Genomic DNA, 17,285 nt, shown 5'->3' with positions numbered 1-17,285 from the left:
AACGCCTGCTCTGGCGAAATCCTGCCCGCCCCACTGCCTCGATAAATCTCAGCCTGGACAATCAGCCTGCCGGATTCCCGAGGTGCCCATGAGAACCCGCAACGACCTGAAGCTACGCGCTCGCCCTAAGGCCGTCAACAAAGGCGAAAGGACAAGGCGGCCGGATTGCTCTGGACTTTCGTATGGTTGACTTCATCAAAGCAATGGCATGCAAATCAACTGGGGCATGTTGACGATCAATGAGGGAATGCCATGCGCGCTATCGCATTTTTCGCTGCCGTATCCTTGGCGACTTTCATCACGAACCAATCTCATGCGCAGGATGCCGCGGCGGGTGAGAAGGTCTTCGCCAAATGCAAGGTCTGCCACGTCGCGGACAAGGACCAGAACAAAGTCGGCCCGTCATTGAACGGCGTCATCGGCCGCACGGCCGGCACGCATCCGGGATTCAGCTATTCCCAGGCCATGGTGGCGGCCGGAAAGTCCGGCGTCAAATGGGACGAACCAACGCTGACGACCTATCTCCACGATCCAAAGGCCATGGTGAAAGGCACAAAAATGGCGTTTGCCGGCCTTAAGGACGACAAGGACGTGGCCAACGTCATTGCCTATCTCAAGCAATTCTCGAAGTAACGGCAATTCTCGAAGTAACGGCTTCGCCGGCCGTTCGATTGTGATCGGCCGGCGAAGACCTCCGTAATCGACGCCGCCTGTCAGGCAGCGGCACCCAGCTTCTGCATGGCGGAAGGCAGATCGAGCAGACTGTCGCAGACAAGGTCTGCGCCGATCTCTTCGACGGGGACCTGGGTATAGCCGCCGCGCAGCAGAATGACGGGCATGCCGGCGGCGCGCGCGGCGCCGACGTCGCTGCTGCTGTCTCCCACCATCAGCGTGTCGGTGGGTTCGACCCCAAGCTGGTCGAGCGCCAGCAGCAGAGTGTCAGGCGCCGGTTTCAGCTGTGTCACCGCATCTCCGCCGACGATCGCGCCGAGATATTCCGTCAGGTGGAAATGCAGCAGGATTTCGCGGGTCGCCAATTGCGGCTTGTTGGTGACAACGCCCATGGCCGTTCCGTTCAGGTGGAAGTGCGTGAGCACCTCCCTGACGCCAGGCATCAGCCTCGTCAGGCCGGTCAGATGTCTGCGGTAGATCGGCGCCATGTCGCGGTTGGCCTCCTCGAGCGCGCTGCCGGAAAGCGGTGACCCCGAGGCCGCGAAGGCCCGCTCGACCAACTTTGTGACGCCGCCACCGATCATTGCCTTGACCTGATCCACACGCAGCGGCGCCAGATCGCGGCCGGCCAGCAGCTCGTTCACTGCGGCCGTTATGTCGGGCGCCGAATCGATCAGCGTGCCATCAAGATCGAAAAGGATCGCCCTCTGCGGCCGAAACTGCCTGCTTGCGCCAACGTTCATGCGGCATCCTTCCATTTGATCGAGCAGCCGATCGAAGCGATCTGGTCAAGCGGTCCGTCACCGGTTCGGGCAACCTGCTTCATCGCCTCGAACAGATCGCGCCTCAGGCCCGGCGGTCCGGCGTCCCGCCGAGATGCGTCCAGCCGGCCGCGATATTGCAACGTCAGTTCGCTGTTAAGGCCGAAGAAATCCGGGGTGCACACGGCTCCATAGGCGCGCGCCGCTGCCTGCGACTCGTCGTGGAGATACGGGAAGGTGAAGGCGTGCGCCCTGGCGAAGAGCTTCATGGCGTCGAAGGAATCGTCCGGATAGGCGTCGGCATCATTGGAGTTGATTGCGACGAAGCCTATCCCTTCGGCCTTGAGGTCGTCGGCATCACGCACGATGCGTGAAATCACCGCCTTCACATAGGGGCAGTGATTGCAGATGAAGGCGACGACCAGCCCGTTGGGACCGGCTTGGCCGAAGATCGAATGCGATTTGCCGTCGACGCCGGGCAAAACGGCATCGACGGCTTGCCAGCCGAAATCACAGACAGGTGGGATTGCCGCCATGTCATCCTCCGACCAAGCAGGTCACGCGGCTCGCCGGATCGCTCCGTCGGCTGCTTGTCTGATCGCGCCGATATTGGCGCGATAGGCAGCCTCGGTGCCACCCTTGAAGACGGCAGATCCGGCGACGAGCACATTGGCTCCGGCCGCGGTGACCAGGGGAGCCGTCTCTGGCGTGACGCCACCGTCGATCTCGATATCGATCGGACGTTGGCCGACAAGCGCCTTGACACGCCTGACCTTGTCGATGACCGCCGAGATGAAGGCCTGGCCGCCGAAACCCGGATTGACGGTCATCAAAAGCACCAGATCGAGCCGGTCGAGAACATATTCGATGACGCTTTCCGGCGTCGACGGATTGAGCGACACGCCGGCCTTCTTGCCGAGGCTCCTGATCGCCTGCAGCGACCGGTCGAGATGCGGCCCGGCCTCGGCATGCACCGTGATGATGTCGCAGCCGGCATCGGCGAAAGCTGCAAGATAGGGATCGGCCGGCGCGATCATCAGATGACAGTCGAAGACCTTGTCCGTTCGATCGCGGATTGTCTTGATCACCGGCGGGCCGAAGGTGATGTTGGGCACGAAATGCCCGTCCATCACGTCGAGATGGATCCAATCGGCGCCCGCCCGTGCGACCGCTTCGACCTCATCGCCGAGCCGCGAGAAATCCGACGACAGAACGGAAGGGGCGATGATGGTCTTTGCGGTCATTTGCTTTCTCCTTCCCCGGGATTTAGCGCGAACACCCGGCTGGCGGTGATGTCCTCGGCTGAGATCGTCGACAGCGCCTTTGCGTCGAGCAGTCCCTTGGCGCTCTCGAACAGGCGGTTGGCCTGCCTCAGCCGTGCCCGGTCGAGCGCGTTGCGGATCGAGCGGGCATTGGCGAAATGCGGCTGCGCGCGGCGGCGTGCGATGTAGTCGGCCATTGCGGCGGTTGCCTTGGCGTCGAACAGGTAATTTTGCTGATCGAGCATTTGTTCCGCGATCCTGAGAAGCTCGTCGTCGGAATAATCGGGAAAGTCGATATGGTGGGCGATGCGTGAACGGAATCCCGGATTGCTTTCGAAGAAGCGATCCATGCGCTGTGCGTAGCCGGCAAGGACGACCACCAGGTCGTCGCGCTGGTTCTCCATCACCTGCAGCAGGATCTCGATCGCCTCCTGGCCGTAATCGCGCTCGTTCTCGGGGCGATAGAGATAGTAGGCCTCGTCGATGAACAGCACGCCGCCCATCACCTTCTTCAGGATCTCCTTGGTCTTGGGCGCGGTGTGGCCGATATACTGGCCGACCAGGTCGTCGCGGGTCACCGAGACCAGATGACCCTTGCGGATATAGCCCAGCCGATGCAGCAGGTCGGCTATGCGCAGCGCGACGGTCGTCTTGCCGGTGCCCGGATTGCCGGTGAAGCTCATATGCAGCGTCGGCGTTTCGTGCGCGAGGCCCATGCGGCGGCGCGCCCGCTCGACCAGCAGGAGCGCCGCCGTCTCGCGGATGCGTCTTTTGACCGGCGCGAGACCGATCAGCTCGCGGTCGAGCTCGGCCAGGACGTCCTTGACGCCGGAAGTTTCGAATTCCTCACGCAGATCGATGGCCGCCGGGACGGCGTTCTGAGGCGCTTCCGTTTCGGCAAGGGCTGGCGCAAACATGGCATTCTCCTCGCGTCCCAATGATCAGCCGTACCTTGTTCCAGCCGGCTTGTCGGCGGCGTAGGGCCTGGTGGTGTAGCGGATCATGCGGCCTGCGGCTTCCTGCCGCTCGAGCCGATAGCCGGGTTCCTCGGCCGGGCGGTTGACGATGAAGGAGAGCTTGACCGATTCCCAGCCATGCGAGGAATCGAAGGCGACGATGCGGATATAGCGATCGCCATAGAGCTTACGGCATGCGTTCAGCTCCATCATCAGCGCCGCCGCGTCGGGATTGTCGAACATCGGGTGACCCCACATCTCCCAATAGACGTTGCGCGGGTGAGGGTCGTCGGTGACCTCGAGGCTGACGGCCCATTTGTTGTCGATGCAATACTGCACCTGCGCGCGGATCTGGTCGTCGGTCAGGTCGGGCAGGAAGGAAAAGGCCCCCTGGGTGATACGCATAACTGTTCTCCTTATTCGGCTGCCGTAGCCACCGGAACGAAGTCCGGCGTGTCGGTCGAGGCATAGTTGAAGGTCACGTCCTTCCAGGTCTCGAGCGCCTGTTTCAGCGGCAGACAGTTTCTGGCCGCGTTCTCCAGGATCTGCGGTCCTTCCCGCACATAGTCGCGACCCTCGTTGCGGGCGAGGATCATGCATTCGAGGGCAACGCGATTGGCCGTGGCGCCCGCAGCGATGCCCATCGGATGGCCGATGGTACCGCCGCCGAACTGAAGCACGACGTCTTCGCCGAGCAGGTCGATGAGTTGATGCATCTGGCCGGCATGGATGCCGCCCGATGCCACCGGCATCAGCTTGTTGAGCGATGCCCAGTGCTGGTCGAAGAATATGCCGTTCTCCAGCTTCATCGGGTTATGGTCCTCGCGGCAGATGTCGTAGTAACCCCTTGTCGTTGCGGGGTCGCCTTCCAGCTTGCCGACCACGGTGCCGGCATGGATGTGGTCGACGCCGGCAAGCCGCATCCATTTGGCGATGACGCGGAAGGAGACGCCGTGCGACTTCTGCCGTGTGTAGGTCGAATGGCCGGCGCGATGGAGGTGCAGGATCATGTCGTTCCTGCGCGCCCATTTCGCCATCGACTGGATTGCCGTGTAGCCGATCACAAGGTCGATCATGACGATGTTGGAGCCGACCTCCTTGGCGAAGTCGGCCCGTTCGTACATGTCCTCCATGGTGGCCGCGGTGACGTTGAGATAGGTGCCCTTGATCTCGCCCGTCTCGGCCTGCGCCTTGTTGACCGCCTCCATGCAGTAGAGAAAACGCTCGCGCCAATGCATGAAGGGCTGCGAGTTGATGTTCTCGTCGTCCTTGGTGAAATCGAGCCCGCCCTTCAGCGCCTCATAGACGACACGGCCGTAATTGCGGCCCGAAAGGCCGAGCTTCGGCTTGACGGTGGCGCCGAGCAGCGGGCGGCCGAACTTGTCGAGGCGCTCGCGCTCGACGACGATGCCGGTCGCCGGTCCCTGGAAGGTCTTCACATAGGCGACCGGAAAACGCATGTCTTCGAGCCGCAACGCTTTCAATGGCTTGAAGCCGAAGACATTGCCGATGATCGATGCCGAAAGATTGGCGATCGAACCCGGCTCGAACAGGTCGAGGTCATAGGCGATATAGGCGAAATACTGTCCGGGCGCGTTCGGCACCGGGTCGACCCGGTAGGCCTTGGCGCGGTATTTTTCGGTTGCCGTCAGCCGGTCGGTCCAGACCACCGTCCAGGTTGCGGTCGAGGATTCGCCGGCGACGGCTGCCGCGGCCTCAATCGGGTCGACACCGTCCTGCGGCGTGATCCTGAACACCGAGATTATGTCGGTATCCTTCGGCTCGTAATCGGGCTCCCAATAGCCCATCTTCTTGTATTCCATGACACCGGACCTGTAGCGGTCCTTACCGGTCACGGTTTCGGATTTGTTGGGCATGGTGCCGGTCCTTTCCTTTTTTGGCGGACCGCCGCTCAGGCGGCTTTCGCGGTTGCGATTTGCGGGTCGAGTTTTCCCGCGGCATAGCGTTTCGCCATCTCGTCCATGGCGATGACCTTGATCTTCGAGGCGTTGCCGGCGGTGCCGAAGCGTTCGAAACGATCGCGGCAAAGGTCGCGCAAGGCGTCCATGGCGGGCTTCAGGAATTTGCGCGGATCGAATTCGCGCGGATCCTGCGTTGCGACGCGACGGAACTGCCCGGCCATGGCCATGCGGCAGTCGGTGTCGATGTTGACCTTGCGCACGCCGTGGCGGATGCCGCGCTCGATCTCCTCGACCGGAACGCCGAAGGTCTGGGGCATCTCGCCGCCATACTTGTTGATGATGTCCTGCAGTTCCTGCGGCACGGAGGACGAACCGTGCATGACCAGATGCGTGTTGGGCAGCTTCTCGTGGATCGCCTCGATCACCTGCATGGCCAGGATGTCGCCGTCCGGCTTGCGCGTGAACTTGTAGGCGCCGTGTGAGGTTCCGCAGGCAATCGCCAGCGCATCGACCCGCGTGGCGGTCACGAAGTCGACCGCCTGATCGGGATCGGTCAAGAGCTGGTCGTGCGATAGCGCGCCCTCCGCGCCGTGACCGTCCTCGGCCTCGCCCTGGCCGGTTTCCAGCGAGCCGAGCACGCCGAGCTCGCCTTCGACGGAAGCGCCGACCCAATGCGCCATGCGCGCGACGCGTTCGGTGATGGCGACGTTGTAGTCGTATGTCGCCGGGGTCTTGGCGTCCGCCATCAACGACCCGTCCATCATCACCGAGGTGAAGCCGTGGCGGATCGCCGAAAGACAGGTGGCCTCGTTGTTGCCGTGATCCTGATGGATGCACAGCGGAATGGCCGGATGGATTTCGGTCAGCGCCTCCATCATCCTGGCCAGCATGATGTCGTTTGCATAGGAGCGGGCGCCGCGCGAGGCCTGGATGATCACCGGCGCGTCGCAAGCGCTCGCCGCCTCCATGATGGCGAGGCCCTGTTCCATGTTGTTGATGTTGAATGCCGGCACGCCGTAACCGTGCTCGGCGGCATGGTCGAGGAGCTGGCGAAGGGTGATGCGGGCCATTGTCCGTCCTCCTAGATGATGAGCTTCAGCGCCGCCGCGGCGACGGCTTCGGGCGTGATGTCGAAATGCCGGTAGAGGTCCGGGGCGGGAGCACTGGCGCCGAAGCCGGTCATGCCGACAAAATCGCCCGTATCGCCGATCCAACGATCCCAGCCGAGACGGGCGGCCGCCTCAATGGCGATGCGCGGCGCCGAACCGAGGACGCACTTCCGGTAGTCGGCGTCCTGCTCCTCAAACAGTTCCCAGCACGGCATAGAGACGACCGCGGCGGCGGTGCCGTGTTCGGTCTCCAACCGTTCGGCGGCGGCAACGGCGATCTCGACCTCCGAGCCGGTCGCGATCAGTGTCACGGCGCGGTGCGCGGATGGCTCGCGCAAGATGTAAGCGCCCCGGCTGGACCGGTTCTCCTGGCACGGTGCCTGGCGCAGCATCGGCAGGTTCTGGCGCGAGAGCACAAGCACGCTCGGCCGCTTCTCGCTCTTCAGCGCCAGCTCCCAGCACTCCGCCGTTTCGATGATGTCGGCCGGACGGAAGATGTTCAGGTTCGGTGTCGCCCGCAACATCGCCAGGTGCTCGATCGGCTGATGCGTCGGGCCGTCCTCGCCGAGACCGATGGAATCATGCGTCATCACATAGACGACGCGCTGGCTCATGAGCGCCGAGAGCCGCATCGCGCCGCGAGCATAGTCGGCGAAGCACAGAAAGGTGCCGCCGTAGGGCACGAACCCGCCATGCAGCGCGATGCCGTTCATGGCCGCGGCCATGCCGTGCTCGCGAATGCCGTAGTGAATGTAGCGGCCCGCATAACCGCCCGGCACCATGCGATCCATGCCTTTGGTGATCGTCAGGTTCGAATGCGTGAGATCGGCGGAGCCGCCGACCGTCAGATCGGTGGCGCCGTTGATCGCGGCAAGCGCCATCTCGGAGGCCTTGCGCGTTGCAACCTTGGTCGCCTTCTCGACATGCTCCATGCGGAAGGCGCCAAGGGCCTCGAACACCGCATCGGGCAATTTGCCGCCGACCGCGCGCTCGAAGGCCTTGCGCTGCGGCGAGGCGGCAAGCCGCTGCTCCCAGGCGCGCCGCGTCGCTTGCCCGCGCTCGGCAATCTCGCGCCATGCGGAAAGGATATCGTCCGGCACCTTGAACGGTGCGTGGGCCCAGCCGATGTTTTCGCGTGTCGCGGCAATCTCCGGATCGCCCAGCGGCGCGCCATGCGTCTTTTCCGAACCGCCCAGATTGGGCGCGCCCTTGCCGATCACCGTGCGGCAGGCGATCAGCGATGGCCGATCCGACTGTCGCGCGGCCTCGATCGCCGCGGCGACGGCCTCCATGTCGTGGCCGTCCACCGACTGGACAAGCCATCCCGCGGCTTTGAACCGGGCCGGCTGATCCATCGATGTCGACAGAGAGGTCGGTCCGTCGATGGAGATCGCGTTGTCGTCCCAAAGGACGATCAGACGCGCGAGCTTCAGGTGACCTGCGAGATCGATCGCCTCGTGACTGATGCCTTCCTGCAGACAACCGTCGCCGGCAATCACGTAGGTGTAGTGGTCGACGAGATCTGCGCCGTGGCGGGCAGCAAGCATGCGCTCCGCCAGCGCCATGCCGACAGCGGTCGAAATGCCTTGTCCGAGCGGACCGGTCGTCGTCTCGATGCCAAGTGCGTGGCCATGCTCCGGATGTCCGGCGGTACGGCTGCCCAGTTGACGGAACCGCTGCAATTCCTCGATCGGCATGTCTTCGTAGCCGAGCAGGTAATGCAGCGCGTATTGCAGCATCGAGCCGTGTCCGGCCGAAAGCACGAAGCGGTCGCGATCAGGCCAGTCCGGCGCTGTCGGGTCGATGTTGACGAAGCGGCCGAACAGTACAGTCGCAACATCGGCCATGCCCATCGGCATGCCCGGATGTCCGGAGTTGGCCTTCTGCACGCTGTCCATGGCCAGCGCGCGGATGGCGTTCGCCATGTCGCGCTCGGAGACGGCGGCGGCGACGGACTTCAATGCTGCCAGGCTGGTCATGGCGTCCTCCTCACGACACACGTTTCTTGCGTTCGATCAATTGCAGGATGAGCGGCGTCAGGATCAGCTGCATGGCAAGGTCGAGCTTGTTGCCTGGCACCACTATGGAATTCGGCCGCGACATGAACGAGTCGTGGATCATTGAAAGCAGGTAAGGGAAATCGATGCCGCGAGGATTGGCGAAGCGGATGACCAGCATCGATTCGTCGGGGGTCGGTATCCAGCGTGCGATGAACGGGTTGGACGTGTCGACGATCGGCACGCGCTGGAAGTTGATCGCGGTCTGCGAGAATTGCGGAACGATGTAGCGGACATAGTCCGGCATGCGGCGCAGGATCACGTCCATCACCGCCTCGGTGGAATAGCCGCGCGTGGCGCGGTCGCGATGGATCTTCTGGATCCATTCGAGATTTATGACCGGCACCACGCCGATCTTGAGGTCCGCATGCCTGGCCAGATTGATCTTGTCGGTGACGACGCAGCCATGCAGGCCTTCGTAGAAGAGCAGGTCGCTCGGGGCGAATTCGCGCCATTCGGTGAAATTCCCCGGCGGCCTGCCATATAGCTTCTCCTCGTCCTCGTCATGGACGTAGGTGCGGGTCCTTCCGCTCCCCCGGCGGCCATATTCCTCGAAAACCCCCTCGAGGATCCCGAGCTCGTTGGCCTCGGCATGGAAATGGGTGAAGTTCGGGTTGCCTGCCTTTTCCTGTTTGGCCACCTCCACCTTCATCGCCGCGCGGTCGTAGCGATGAAAGGCGTCGCCCTCGATGAAGGCAGCCTCGATGTTCTCGCGCCGGAAGATCAACTCGAAGATGCGCTTGACCGAGGTTGTGCCCGCGCCCGACGACCCGGTGATGGTGATGATGGGGTGCCTTGCCGACATGATGCTGCTCAGGCCCTGAAAAGTCCGCGGCGGCTGAACAGCGGCGCACGCTCGCCGATCGCGCTGGGTTCGGTGTGGTAGCGGGCGATCCGCGCGACTTCGCGCGCGGATCCGAAGACCACGGGTATGCGCTGATGCAGGCTCTCTGGTTCGATTTCGAGGATGCGGGTAATCGTATCGGTCGCCGCGCCGGCCGCCTGTTCGACCAGATAGGCAATCGGATTGGCCTCATAGACGAGCCGAAGCCGGCCTTGGCGGTAGCCCCTGCGTTGGTCGCCGGGATACAGAAACACGCCGCCGCGCATCAATATGCGGTAGCAGTCGGCGACAAGCGAAGCGATCCAGCGCATGTTGAAGTCCTTCTCCCTTGGGCCTTCGGTGCCTTCCAGGCAGTCGTCGACATAGAGCCGCACGGCCTCGTCCCAGTGGCGGTAGTTGGCGGCGTTGATGGCGAACTCCTGGGTCCGCTCCGGGATGATCCGGCTTTCGTAGGCCTGCACGAAGGTGCCCAGCCTCGTCGAATGCACGAAGACATGCGTGCCGCTGCCGAGCGACAGAACGAGCGCCAGCTGCGGCCCGTAAATGAAGAACCCGGCGCCCAGCATGCGCACGCCCGCCTGCAAAAAAGAGGCGGCCGGATTGGCGTCCGGCGCGCCAGTTGCAGGGAGGAGGGAGAAGATCGTCCCGACCGACACGTTGGTGTCGATGTTGGAGGAGCCATCCAGCGGGTCGATGGCGATGGCGAGGGGGGCTTGCCTGTCGAGCAGGGTCGGCTGCTCCAGCTCCTCGGACGCATAGAGCGCGACCGGAGCGTGACGCATGGCGTCGAGGAAGACGTCGTCGGCGAAGACGTCGAGATCCGTCTGGACATCGCCATCGGCATTGGCGCCGCGGGTCCCGGCAAAAGCGGCGCCGAGCGCCCCTTGGTTGATGGCATTGCGCGTCTTGGTGGCAGCCTGTGTGAGCTGACGGATGGTGGCCACGACCGCGGAGCGGTGTTCGTTCGGCGGGTCGCCGAGATAGGAGTTCAGAAAAGCGTCAAGCGTTGCCGCTGGCATCGTAACCTCCCGGTCCGGCCGTATCCCTCGAGGCCGGATGGGGAGGATGAAACCAGACGACCTTAGCTAAGTAAAATTCAATAACTTTACCTTTGCAGTAAAAACAATTTAGTATGCGGTATGAGAAACCTCACGCTTAAGCAATTCAAGACCGTGCAGGCAATCGTCAGCCACGGGAAAATCGTCAGCGCGGCCAAGGTGTTAGGCCTTTCTCCTCCGGCGGTGACGATCCAGTTGCGACAGGTGGAGGAGGAGTTCCAGCTGGCCTTGTTCGACCGGACGTCGGACGGCATGCGTCCGACCGCCGCAGGGCTGGCCTTCGTCGAGGCGGCGCAGGCTATCGAGGAGCGGCTTCGCCTGCTCGAAGACGCGATGGACGCCATCAAGGGCGTGCGCACCGGCAGTCTGAGGCTTGGCGTCGTTTCCACCGCCAAATATTTTGCGCCGCGGCTCATGGCCGGCTTCATGAAGGAGCATCCCGATATCGATATGCGGCTTGCCATCGGTAATCGCGCCGAAACGATCGATAGGCTGAAGAACCACGACATCGACATCGCACTGATGGGCCGTCCGCCCAAGGAAGTTTCGGTGCGCGCTTCGGTCTTCGGCGATCATCCGCTGGTCATCATCGCGCCGCCCGAACATCCGCTGGCGTCGGCACGTGACATTTCCAAGGAAAGAATCGCCGAGGAGCATTTCCTTGTTCGCGAGCCAGGCTCGGGCACGCGCATCTCGCTGGAGATATTCCTGAGCGACGTACCCGGCCGGATCGACGATCTCGGCGTCGAGATGGGCTCGAACGAGACGATCAAGCAGGCGGTGATGGCAGATCTCGGCATCGCTTTCATCTCCGCCCACACCATCGCGGCCGAAACGGAAGCCGGCCGCCTCGTTATTCTCGACGTCGTCGGCATGCCGATCCGCCGGCAATGGTTTTCGGTGATGCGCACCGATCACGTGATCTCGCCGGCCATGGCGACCTTCAACGATTTCCTGATGCGCAGGGGCGCAACATACCTGCCCCTGTTCGGCAAGCTGTATCCATACGCCGAAGCGAATGACGCAGCGCGGACGCAACAAGCGAGAGCGTCCGGAAAGCTGTCGGAGTGAAATGCCTGACATACCGGCGCACGGGATCGTGCAAAAATGGCCCGAGAAGGGCGTGGAAAAGGATCGCCGCCGATGGCGGTCGTCCGGCTCGCATGTTATGTTGCAGCGCGAAAGGGCAGGGGCACGCGCTTTCACACTCGCACCAAGACGGATGGGCAGCCAATCCCTGCAGGCAAATCGCTATGCGTCCCGGGCGTGGGGTTCGGGAATTCGAAGGGGAAGGGGCAATGCTTTATACAATCGTGATGATGGTCTGCATGACGGCGGTGCCGCAGACCTGCGAGCAACGCGAGGAAATGGCGGACGGCCTGGCCATGAATCCCGGGGTGGCCTTCATGCAGGCGCAGCCGCTGGTCGCCCACTGGCTGGAAACACATCCCGGCTATTTCGTGCAGCGCTGGCGTGTACTGCCTGGCCGGTCATCCTGACGGGGCGCGTCTTCGCAGCAGGCTTTAGATCTTTTATTTTCGCATGTCGTTCTTCCAAAACTGCTGCGCACTTTTGGGCGACATGCGTTATTTCTTCGCGGCAAGCGTTTCCGAGACGGTCTTGGACAGCTGGTAAAGCCGCTGCTCGATTATCGTCGGCACATCGCAGACATAAGTCAGCGATTGCGCTCGCTCGTTGAAGATTCGCGTGGCGAAATTCAGTTGGTCGGTCCGCCGCTCGACCTCGTCCTGATCCGCGTCGGGTTTTGCACGCAACGCATCGACATCGGACGCTTGCTTGCGCAATTCGGCTGCCATTTCGAGCTGCCTGTGGGCGTAGCGGGAAATGCCGGTAATCACGTGCGAACGCTCGGCGTCCATGTGGTCGAACATGCCCTGCTCGAGCATCGCCATTTTCGGCGCAAGCTGCCCGACCGGCACCGAGGCCGCAAAATCCCTGATCTTCTTCTGCGCGTCTGCAATCGGCAGCCTGCGAGCCGCCACTTCCTCGACCAAGGCGGAGACCAAAGGGTCCTCCGACCAGTCCTTCGCCGCTGGTGGAAGGTCCGGTCCGTTCCAGACCTGGCCGAGCGAGAGTTGCGGCACCTTGCGCTGCACGCAGGGCCAGTCCGGATCGGTATTCGCGGCCATGGCGCTGGCGTGCGGTACGAGCACGGCAGCCGCAACCAGGCTGCGAACAAGGCCCATCCGTTCCATCAACCGTTTCCTCCCGTGCCTTGTTTGCGGGTCATCAGGCCGCGCGAAGGGTCATAAGCGATGATGGCGCCTCCCAGGAACAGCAGCGTGCAGCCGGCGACGACACCCAGCGACACCCAATCGACCTGCCCGTAGAAGGCGAAGCGGATCAGCTCGACGGCATAGGTGAAGGGGTTGGCGAGGCAGAGCTTGTAAAGAAGCGGGCTCGCTTCCTGGATGCGCCACAAAGGGTAGAGCGCCGGTGAAGCGAAATAGCCGGGAAAGATGACGAAGTTCATGATGCCGGCGAAGTTTTCGAGCTGCTTGATCATCGAGGACAAAAGCATGCCGAGCGCACAAAGCATCATGCCCGACAGGAACAGCGCTGGCAGCACGAACAAATAGCCGAGCGGCGGCGCCTTGACGCCCCAGAACCAGGCAACGATCAGGAACGCGTAAACCTGCGCGATCGAAACGGCAACGCCGGCGAGCATCTTCGACAGCAGCAGGAACCAACGCGGAAATGGGCTGACAAGCAGGATGCGCATATTGCCCATCTCGCGGTCGTAAACCATCGACAGCGAAGACTGCATGCCCGAAAACAGAAGGATCATGCCGCATAGACCGGGCGTGATGTAGACTTCGTAGAGCACGTAGGTCTTGTAGGGCGGGATGATCGAGACGCCGAGCACCTGCCGGAATCCGGCGGCAAAAATGAACAGCCAGACGAGCGGTCGAACCAGCGAGGAGATGAAGCGCTCGCGTTGATGCAGGAAGCGCAGGCATTCCCGTACGACGACACCCTTGAGGCAGATGAGATAGTGACGAGGGCCGAATGCGCCGGACGTCGCCGGCGCGACGGCGGCGACCTTTTCCGGCATTGCCGAAGCGCTCATGGCGAAATCTCCGCAATGCCGGCCGCTTGGCCGCGGCTGAGCCTCGAAAAGGCGTCGCCGATCGAACCGGCGCCGCTTGCCTTGACGACGTCGGCTACCTTGCCCTTGGCGACCAGGTCGCCCTGCCGCAGCACGACCACGTGGTCGCCGTCATCAACCTCGTCGATCAAATGGGTGGCCCAAAGCACGCCGATGCCGTCGGTTTCGACCAGCTTTCGGATGGTGGCAAGAATGCCCGCGCGCGACTGGATGTCGAGACCGACCGTCGCCTCGTCGAGCAGCAGCAAGGAAGGGTGGTGGAGCAGCGCCCTGGCGATCTCGATGCGCCGCATCTGGCCGCCGGAGAGAGAACGGGCCTTGTCATGCTCACGGCCCTGCATGTCGACCGTTTCAAGCAGAGTGGCGATACGCTGCCGGGCCTCGCGTCCGCCAATGCCGTGCAGCGAGGCGTGATAGGAGAGGTTCTGGTAGACGCTGAGGTCGAGATCGAGCGTACGTGCCTGGAACACGATGCCGACACGCCTGAGCGCCTCGCCGGAAGCACGGCTGACGTCATGGCCGAAGATGCGGATCGATCCCCGGCGCGTGTTGTAAAGGTGGCTGATCAACGAGAACAGAGTTGTCTTGCCGGCACCATTGAGACCGAGCAGGGCGGTGAAAGTCGCCGGTGCGATTGAAAAAGAGACGTCGTTGAGCGCCCGCTTCGGACCATAGGAATGGCTGACGCCGGCGACGTCGAGCGCCGCCACCTCGTCTCCCGCTTTCCCCGTCCCGGCATGCTGCATGGATGCTCCTTCAGGATGCTTGTGCCTGGCGCGCTCGATGTCGCCGGGGTCAGTCATCCGACTGCTTTCTATTGGGGCGATATGACCACGCCCCAGGGCTGCTGGCCGACGGTGACCGACTGAACCGGCTCGTCGGTCGCCGTATCGATGAAAGTGATGTCGTTGGAATTGCCGTTCGTGGTGATCAGTGTTTTCTGATCGGGGGTGAAGTCCAGATGCCAGACGCGTTGGCCGACGAGGATGTACTTTTCCACCTCGTAGCTTTCGGTGTTGATCACCGCGACGTGGTTCGCCGGGCCAAGCGCGACATAGGCCTTCTTGCCGTCGGCGCTGATGGCGATGCCTACCGGCTGAATGGTTTCGGCCCGTAGTCCCGCAATCGCGAACCCGATCTTCTTCACGACCTCGCGCTTGGCGTTATCGATGACGCTGACGGTGCCACCGACCTCGGCACTGACCCAGATCTGTGATCCGTCCGGCTTGAACGCAGCGAAGCGCGGGCGCGTGTCGACCAGCACGTTGTCGGTTACGTCATGGCTCTCGGTGTCGATGAAATGCGCCATGCTGGTGGTCTCTGAGGTGTTGACCATGGTCTTGCCGTCTGGGCTGACGGCCATGCCTTCCGGTTCCACGCCAACCGGGATCTCGGTCTTGACATCCTTGCTGTCGACGTCGATCGCCGTGACCAGATTGTCGTTTTCGTTGGCGACGTAGAGCGTCTTGCCGTCGGGCGAAAGCACGAACAATTCGGGATCGTCGCCGGAGGGCAGCGTACCGACGACCTGCAGCGTCGCGGTGTCGATGATTTGGATCATATTGTCGTCGCTGGCGCACAGATAGATGAACTTGCCGTCGTGCGAGATGGTGATGCCGCGCGGCCTCTGCCCGACATCGACGGTCTTGACAACCTTCATCGTCGCCGTGTCGACGACGGTCATCGTGTTGTCTTTCTCGTTGGAGACATAGGCAGTATAGGCCGACGCCGGACCCGCCATGAGGCCGGTCGCGAGAATGGCGAGTGCACAAGCTCGTCCTTGCACCAAAATTCCTCCCGATTGATTCTACTTAAGGGCGCATTTCGTCTCCGGCTGATCGACGCCGAGCGTGTCGAGCTCGGAAACCTGGTGGAGATAACCCTCTTGCGGCGAGGTCGAGACGACCGACTTGGCGTCGCCGAGCAGGATCGGCTGGCGCAGCTGAAGGTTCCATTTGCGGAAGGTCAGCTTCTGTCCCTTGAAGGCGGCGACCGAGAAATCGCCCGAACGGATGTAGTCGCTGATCTTTTTCGGATCGTCGCCATTGGTGCGGGTGGTGGCTTCGCCGACGGCCCGCACGGCCGTCCAGGCCGACATGTCCTTGGACAGCATTCGCCGGCCCGTCGTCCTCAGGAAGCGACTTTGCATCTGGATGCCGCCCCATTGCTCGCTGGCGGGATGCCACGACGATGGCACAAGCCCGGTCGTGCCTGCGACAAGCCGCGGCGTCCAGGTGCGGTAAGGGACGTAAGTCCCGAACACTTCGCTCTCATCGGCGACCAGCACCACATCGTGCTCCGGCAGATCCTGCGTGAAGACGGAGATCTGCTGCTGGATCTGCGTAGCGCCTGTGTCGGTACGCCTGGCTGTGCCGGTGTCCTTGAACTCCTTCTCGGCGACGATCTGGCCGCCGAAACGGGTTGCCGCGCGGCGCAACGCGTCGGCATAGAGATGGTCCTCATCATGCGAACCATAGAGCAGCACCCAGTTCGGCCATTTCTTCACCATGAGATACTGCGCCAGCGCGTCGGCCAGCATGCTGCGCGTCGGGGCGATGTGGAAGACATTTATGCGGCAGTCTTCCTCGCGCAGCCTGTCGTCGGTAGCGCCGATGTTGAAGATCAGCACGCCCTTGTCGCGGGCGATGTCGGCTATCGACAGCAATTGCTTGGCCGAGAGGTCCGCGACCACATAGCGGTCGCCTTTGGCGATGAGGTCGCCGAATGCCTGAACCGCGTCGGATTCCGGCTTTATCTCGGTAACATCCAGGCTGAACTTCTGATTGATGAACTTCCCGGTCGTGTTGTTGTCGCCGATAGCGACATTGGCGCCCGCGACGCCTTCGTTACGCGGCGGCACGTCGAGCAGGGAAAGCGTCAGTCGCGGGGCGTAAGCCCGCAGGTAGCCGATCTTGATTTCAGTGATCTTTTTTTCAGCCCCGACCGCTGCCGTCGGTTGTTTGCCCGCCTCTTCCTGGCCTATCGCCCCGGAAATGTTGGCGGTCAGGAAAACAAAGCACAAAAAGGCCGCAAGAGTGCTCGGCACCGCGCTCGTCATCGATAAACATGCCCGTTCTTGCGCTGAAACCCGATCGCGTCGGACCGGCGCCAAGCCCAAGGTGCCCGTGGCGAACTTAGCGGAAGTGCTGGATTTATCAAACGTGTAAGCTGGCTTGTCGCTTCTGCTTTAGTCCAATTTGCCCGTGCCAGGAGGTCGGCGATCAAACGGGTCACGGCTCCCGAAACCTGCGCAGAAAGTTCCGAACTGATCCTCAAGATCAGCGCCGCGTGCATGACGCGGCTGCCTCGACGCGGTTGAGGGTCGGGGTACCTTGGTAGAATAGACTTATGAGGTGGATCGTTCGATTATCGCGACCTCACGACGGCCAGAAAACGGACATTTGTTGCGAGCGGACGTCAAGCCCGCCGAGCATGGAATTCTTCGACTGCCTTGGGAGGAATGCCTCATGAAAACGCGCGCCGCAGTTGCCGTTGGTGCCGGAAAGCCGCTGGA

Annotated in this window: 18 protein-coding genes; 3 read left to right on the top strand and 15 right to left on the bottom strand. The window is 62.5% G+C overall.

The window, feature by feature from the left end; all coding sequences use genetic code 11:
• The first annotated feature begins 252 nt into the window (after positions 1–252).
• Positions 253–633, top strand: coding sequence for a c-type cytochrome (locus RFM40_RS19085; RefSeq protein ID WP_320227987.1), 381 nt, complete (start codon positions 253–255; stop codon positions 631–633).
• Between the two features lie 80 nt (positions 634–713).
• Here RFM40_RS19085 and gph read toward each other — a convergent pair whose 3' ends face one another.
• Genes gph through RFM40_RS19035 form a run of 10 tightly spaced genes read right to left on the bottom strand, consistent with a single transcriptional unit; the run spans position 714 to position 10,602 of the window.
• Positions 714–1,415, bottom strand: a complete 702-nt coding sequence (gene gph, locus RFM40_RS19080; protein WP_320278020.1) for a phosphoglycolate phosphatase — start codon at positions 1,413–1,415, stop codon at positions 714–716.
• Entirely contained in the window at positions 1,412–1,969 is a 558-nt protein-coding gene (locus RFM40_RS19075) for a thioredoxin family protein (RefSeq protein WP_320227989.1), read from the bottom strand. Before RFM40_RS19075 ends, gph begins: the two co-directional genes overlap by 4 nt.
• Before the next feature lie 21 nt (positions 1,970–1,990).
• Entirely contained in the window at positions 1,991–2,677 is a 687-nt protein-coding gene (gene rpe, locus RFM40_RS19070; protein WP_320222133.1) for a ribulose-phosphate 3-epimerase, read from the bottom strand.
• Positions 2,674–3,612 carry a CbbX protein gene (gene cbbX, locus RFM40_RS19065; protein WP_320278019.1) on the bottom strand — a complete coding sequence of 313 codons (939 nt, stop codon included), beginning with the start codon at positions 3,610–3,612 and terminating at the stop codon, positions 2,674–2,676. Before cbbX ends, rpe begins: the two co-directional genes overlap by 4 nt.
• Positions 3,613–3,636: 24 nt before the next feature.
• On the bottom strand, positions 3,637–4,056 hold the full coding sequence (locus tag RFM40_RS19060) for a ribulose bisphosphate carboxylase small subunit (protein WP_320227991.1): 420 nt from the start codon (positions 4,054–4,056) through the stop codon (positions 3,637–3,639).
• Positions 4,057–4,067: 11 nt separating this feature from the next.
• Positions 4,068–5,528: a form I ribulose bisphosphate carboxylase large subunit gene (locus RFM40_RS19055; RefSeq protein WP_320227992.1), complete on the bottom strand. Its 1,461-nt coding sequence runs from the start codon at positions 5,526–5,528 to the stop codon at positions 4,068–4,070.
• 35 nt (positions 5,529–5,563) lie between these two features.
• Complete coding sequence (gene fba, locus RFM40_RS19050) at positions 5,564–6,643, bottom strand: class II fructose-bisphosphate aldolase (RefSeq protein WP_320227993.1); 1,080 nt, start codon at positions 6,641–6,643, stop codon at positions 5,564–5,566.
• A gap of 11 nt (positions 6,644–6,654) precedes the next feature.
• On the bottom strand, positions 6,655–8,661 hold the full coding sequence (tkt, locus tag RFM40_RS19045) for a transketolase (RefSeq protein ID WP_320227994.1): 2,007 nt from the start codon (positions 8,659–8,661) through the stop codon (positions 6,655–6,657).
• A gap of 10 nt (positions 8,662–8,671) precedes the next feature.
• Positions 8,672–9,544, bottom strand: coding sequence for a phosphoribulokinase (locus tag RFM40_RS19040; protein ID WP_320227995.1), 873 nt, complete (start codon positions 9,542–9,544; stop codon positions 8,672–8,674).
• A gap of 8 nt (positions 9,545–9,552) precedes the next feature.
• Complete coding sequence (locus RFM40_RS19035; RefSeq protein ID WP_320227996.1) at positions 9,553–10,602, bottom strand: class 1 fructose-bisphosphatase; 1,050 nt, start codon at positions 10,600–10,602, stop codon at positions 9,553–9,555.
• Between the two features lie 120 nt (positions 10,603–10,722).
• On the opposite strand from RFM40_RS19035, the gene RFM40_RS19030 reads away from it, so the two are divergent.
• Together RFM40_RS19030 and RFM40_RS19025 are read left to right on the top strand one after the other, a co-directional pair.
• On the top strand, positions 10,723–11,712 hold the full coding sequence (locus RFM40_RS19030) for a LysR family transcriptional regulator (RefSeq protein ID WP_320227997.1): 990 nt from the start codon (positions 10,723–10,725) through the stop codon (positions 11,710–11,712).
• Between the two features lie 227 nt (positions 11,713–11,939).
• Positions 11,940–12,140 (top strand): hypothetical protein, encoded by a 201-nt coding sequence (locus RFM40_RS19025; RefSeq protein ID WP_320227998.1) that lies wholly within the window; start codon positions 11,940–11,942, stop codon positions 12,138–12,140.
• An 87-nt stretch (positions 12,141–12,227) separates the two neighbouring features.
• Here RFM40_RS19025 and RFM40_RS19020 read toward each other — a convergent pair whose 3' ends face one another.
• The 5 genes from RFM40_RS19020 to RFM40_RS19000 form a co-directional block, all read right to left on the bottom strand.
• Positions 12,228–12,857 carry a hypothetical protein gene (locus tag RFM40_RS19020; protein WP_320227999.1) on the bottom strand — a complete coding sequence of 210 codons (630 nt, stop codon included), beginning with the start codon at positions 12,855–12,857 and terminating at the stop codon, positions 12,228–12,230.
• Positions 12,857–13,732, bottom strand: coding sequence for an ABC transporter permease (locus RFM40_RS19015; protein ID WP_430691706.1), 876 nt, complete (start codon positions 13,730–13,732; stop codon positions 12,857–12,859). The genes RFM40_RS19020 and RFM40_RS19015 overlap by 1 nt, the downstream gene beginning before the upstream one ends.
• Complete coding sequence (locus tag RFM40_RS19010; RefSeq protein ID WP_320228012.1) at positions 13,729–14,517, bottom strand: ATP-binding cassette domain-containing protein; 789 nt, start codon at positions 14,515–14,517, stop codon at positions 13,729–13,731. Before RFM40_RS19010 ends, RFM40_RS19015 begins: the two co-directional genes overlap by 4 nt.
• A gap of 68 nt (positions 14,518–14,585) precedes the next feature.
• Positions 14,586–15,557 carry a YVTN family beta-propeller repeat protein gene (locus RFM40_RS19005; RefSeq protein ID WP_320278018.1) on the bottom strand — a complete coding sequence of 324 codons (972 nt, stop codon included), beginning with the start codon at positions 15,555–15,557 and terminating at the stop codon, positions 14,586–14,588.
• A gap of 21 nt (positions 15,558–15,578) precedes the next feature.
• Positions 15,579–16,829: an ABC transporter substrate-binding protein gene (locus RFM40_RS19000; protein WP_320228001.1), complete on the bottom strand. Its 1,251-nt coding sequence runs from the start codon at positions 16,827–16,829 to the stop codon at positions 15,579–15,581.
• Positions 16,830–17,285: the final 456 nt, after the last annotated feature.

This window comes from Mesorhizobium captivum (assembly GCF_033977165.1).
Lineage (GTDB): Bacteria > Pseudomonadota > Alphaproteobacteria > Rhizobiales > Rhizobiaceae > Mesorhizobium > Mesorhizobium captivum.
The sequence above is the reverse complement of the archived record's forward strand: the minus strand, read 5'-3'. Positions and strand labels throughout refer to the sequence as shown.

Excerpts from the sequence above, each read along its gene's own strand:
- RFM40_RS19085 (WP_320227987.1), top strand. The coding sequence starts at position 253 with ATGCGCGCTATCGCATTTTTCGCTGCCGTATCCTTGGCGACTTTCATC.
- gph (WP_320278020.1), bottom strand. The coding sequence starts at position 1,415 with ATGAACGTTGGCGCAAGCAGGCAGTTTCGGCCGCAGAGGGCGATCCTT.
- RFM40_RS19075 (WP_320227989.1), bottom strand. The coding sequence starts at position 1,969 with ATGGCGGCAATCCCACCTGTCTGTGATTTCGGCTGGCAAGCCGTCGAT.
- rpe (WP_320222133.1), bottom strand. The coding sequence starts at position 2,677 with ATGACCGCAAAGACCATCATCGCCCCTTCCGTTCTGTCGTCGGATTTC.
- cbbX (WP_320278019.1), bottom strand. The coding sequence starts at position 3,612 with ATGTTTGCGCCAGCCCTTGCCGAAACGGAAGCGCCTCAGAACGCCGTC.
- RFM40_RS19060 (WP_320227991.1), bottom strand. The coding sequence starts at position 4,056 with ATGCGTATCACCCAGGGGGCCTTTTCCTTCCTGCCCGACCTGACCGAC.
- RFM40_RS19055 (WP_320227992.1), bottom strand. The coding sequence starts at position 5,528 with ATGCCCAACAAATCCGAAACCGTGACCGGTAAGGACCGCTACAGGTCC.
- fba (WP_320227993.1), bottom strand. The coding sequence starts at position 6,643 with ATGGCCCGCATCACCCTTCGCCAGCTCCTCGACCATGCCGCCGAGCAC.
- tkt (WP_320227994.1), bottom strand. The coding sequence starts at position 8,661 with ATGACCAGCCTGGCAGCATTGAAGTCCGTCGCCGCCGCCGTCTCCGAG.
- RFM40_RS19040 (WP_320227995.1), bottom strand. The coding sequence starts at position 9,544 with ATGTCGGCAAGGCACCCCATCATCACCATCACCGGGTCGTCGGGCGCG.
- RFM40_RS19035 (WP_320227996.1), bottom strand. The coding sequence starts at position 10,602 with ATGCCAGCGGCAACGCTTGACGCTTTTCTGAACTCCTATCTCGGCGAC.
- RFM40_RS19030 (WP_320227997.1), top strand. The coding sequence starts at position 10,723 with ATGAGAAACCTCACGCTTAAGCAATTCAAGACCGTGCAGGCAATCGTC.
- RFM40_RS19025 (WP_320227998.1), top strand. The coding sequence starts at position 11,940 with ATGCTTTATACAATCGTGATGATGGTCTGCATGACGGCGGTGCCGCAG.
- RFM40_RS19020 (WP_320227999.1), bottom strand. The coding sequence starts at position 12,857 with ATGGAACGGATGGGCCTTGTTCGCAGCCTGGTTGCGGCTGCCGTGCTC.
- RFM40_RS19015 (WP_430691706.1), bottom strand. The coding sequence starts at position 13,732 with ATGAGCGCTTCGGCAATGCCGGAAAAGGTCGCCGCCGTCGCGCCGGCG.
- RFM40_RS19010 (WP_320228012.1), bottom strand. The coding sequence starts at position 14,517 with ATGCAGCATGCCGGGACGGGGAAAGCGGGAGACGAGGTGGCGGCGCTC.
- RFM40_RS19000 (WP_320228001.1), bottom strand. The coding sequence starts at position 16,829 with ATGACGAGCGCGGTGCCGAGCACTCTTGCGGCCTTTTTGTGCTTTGTT.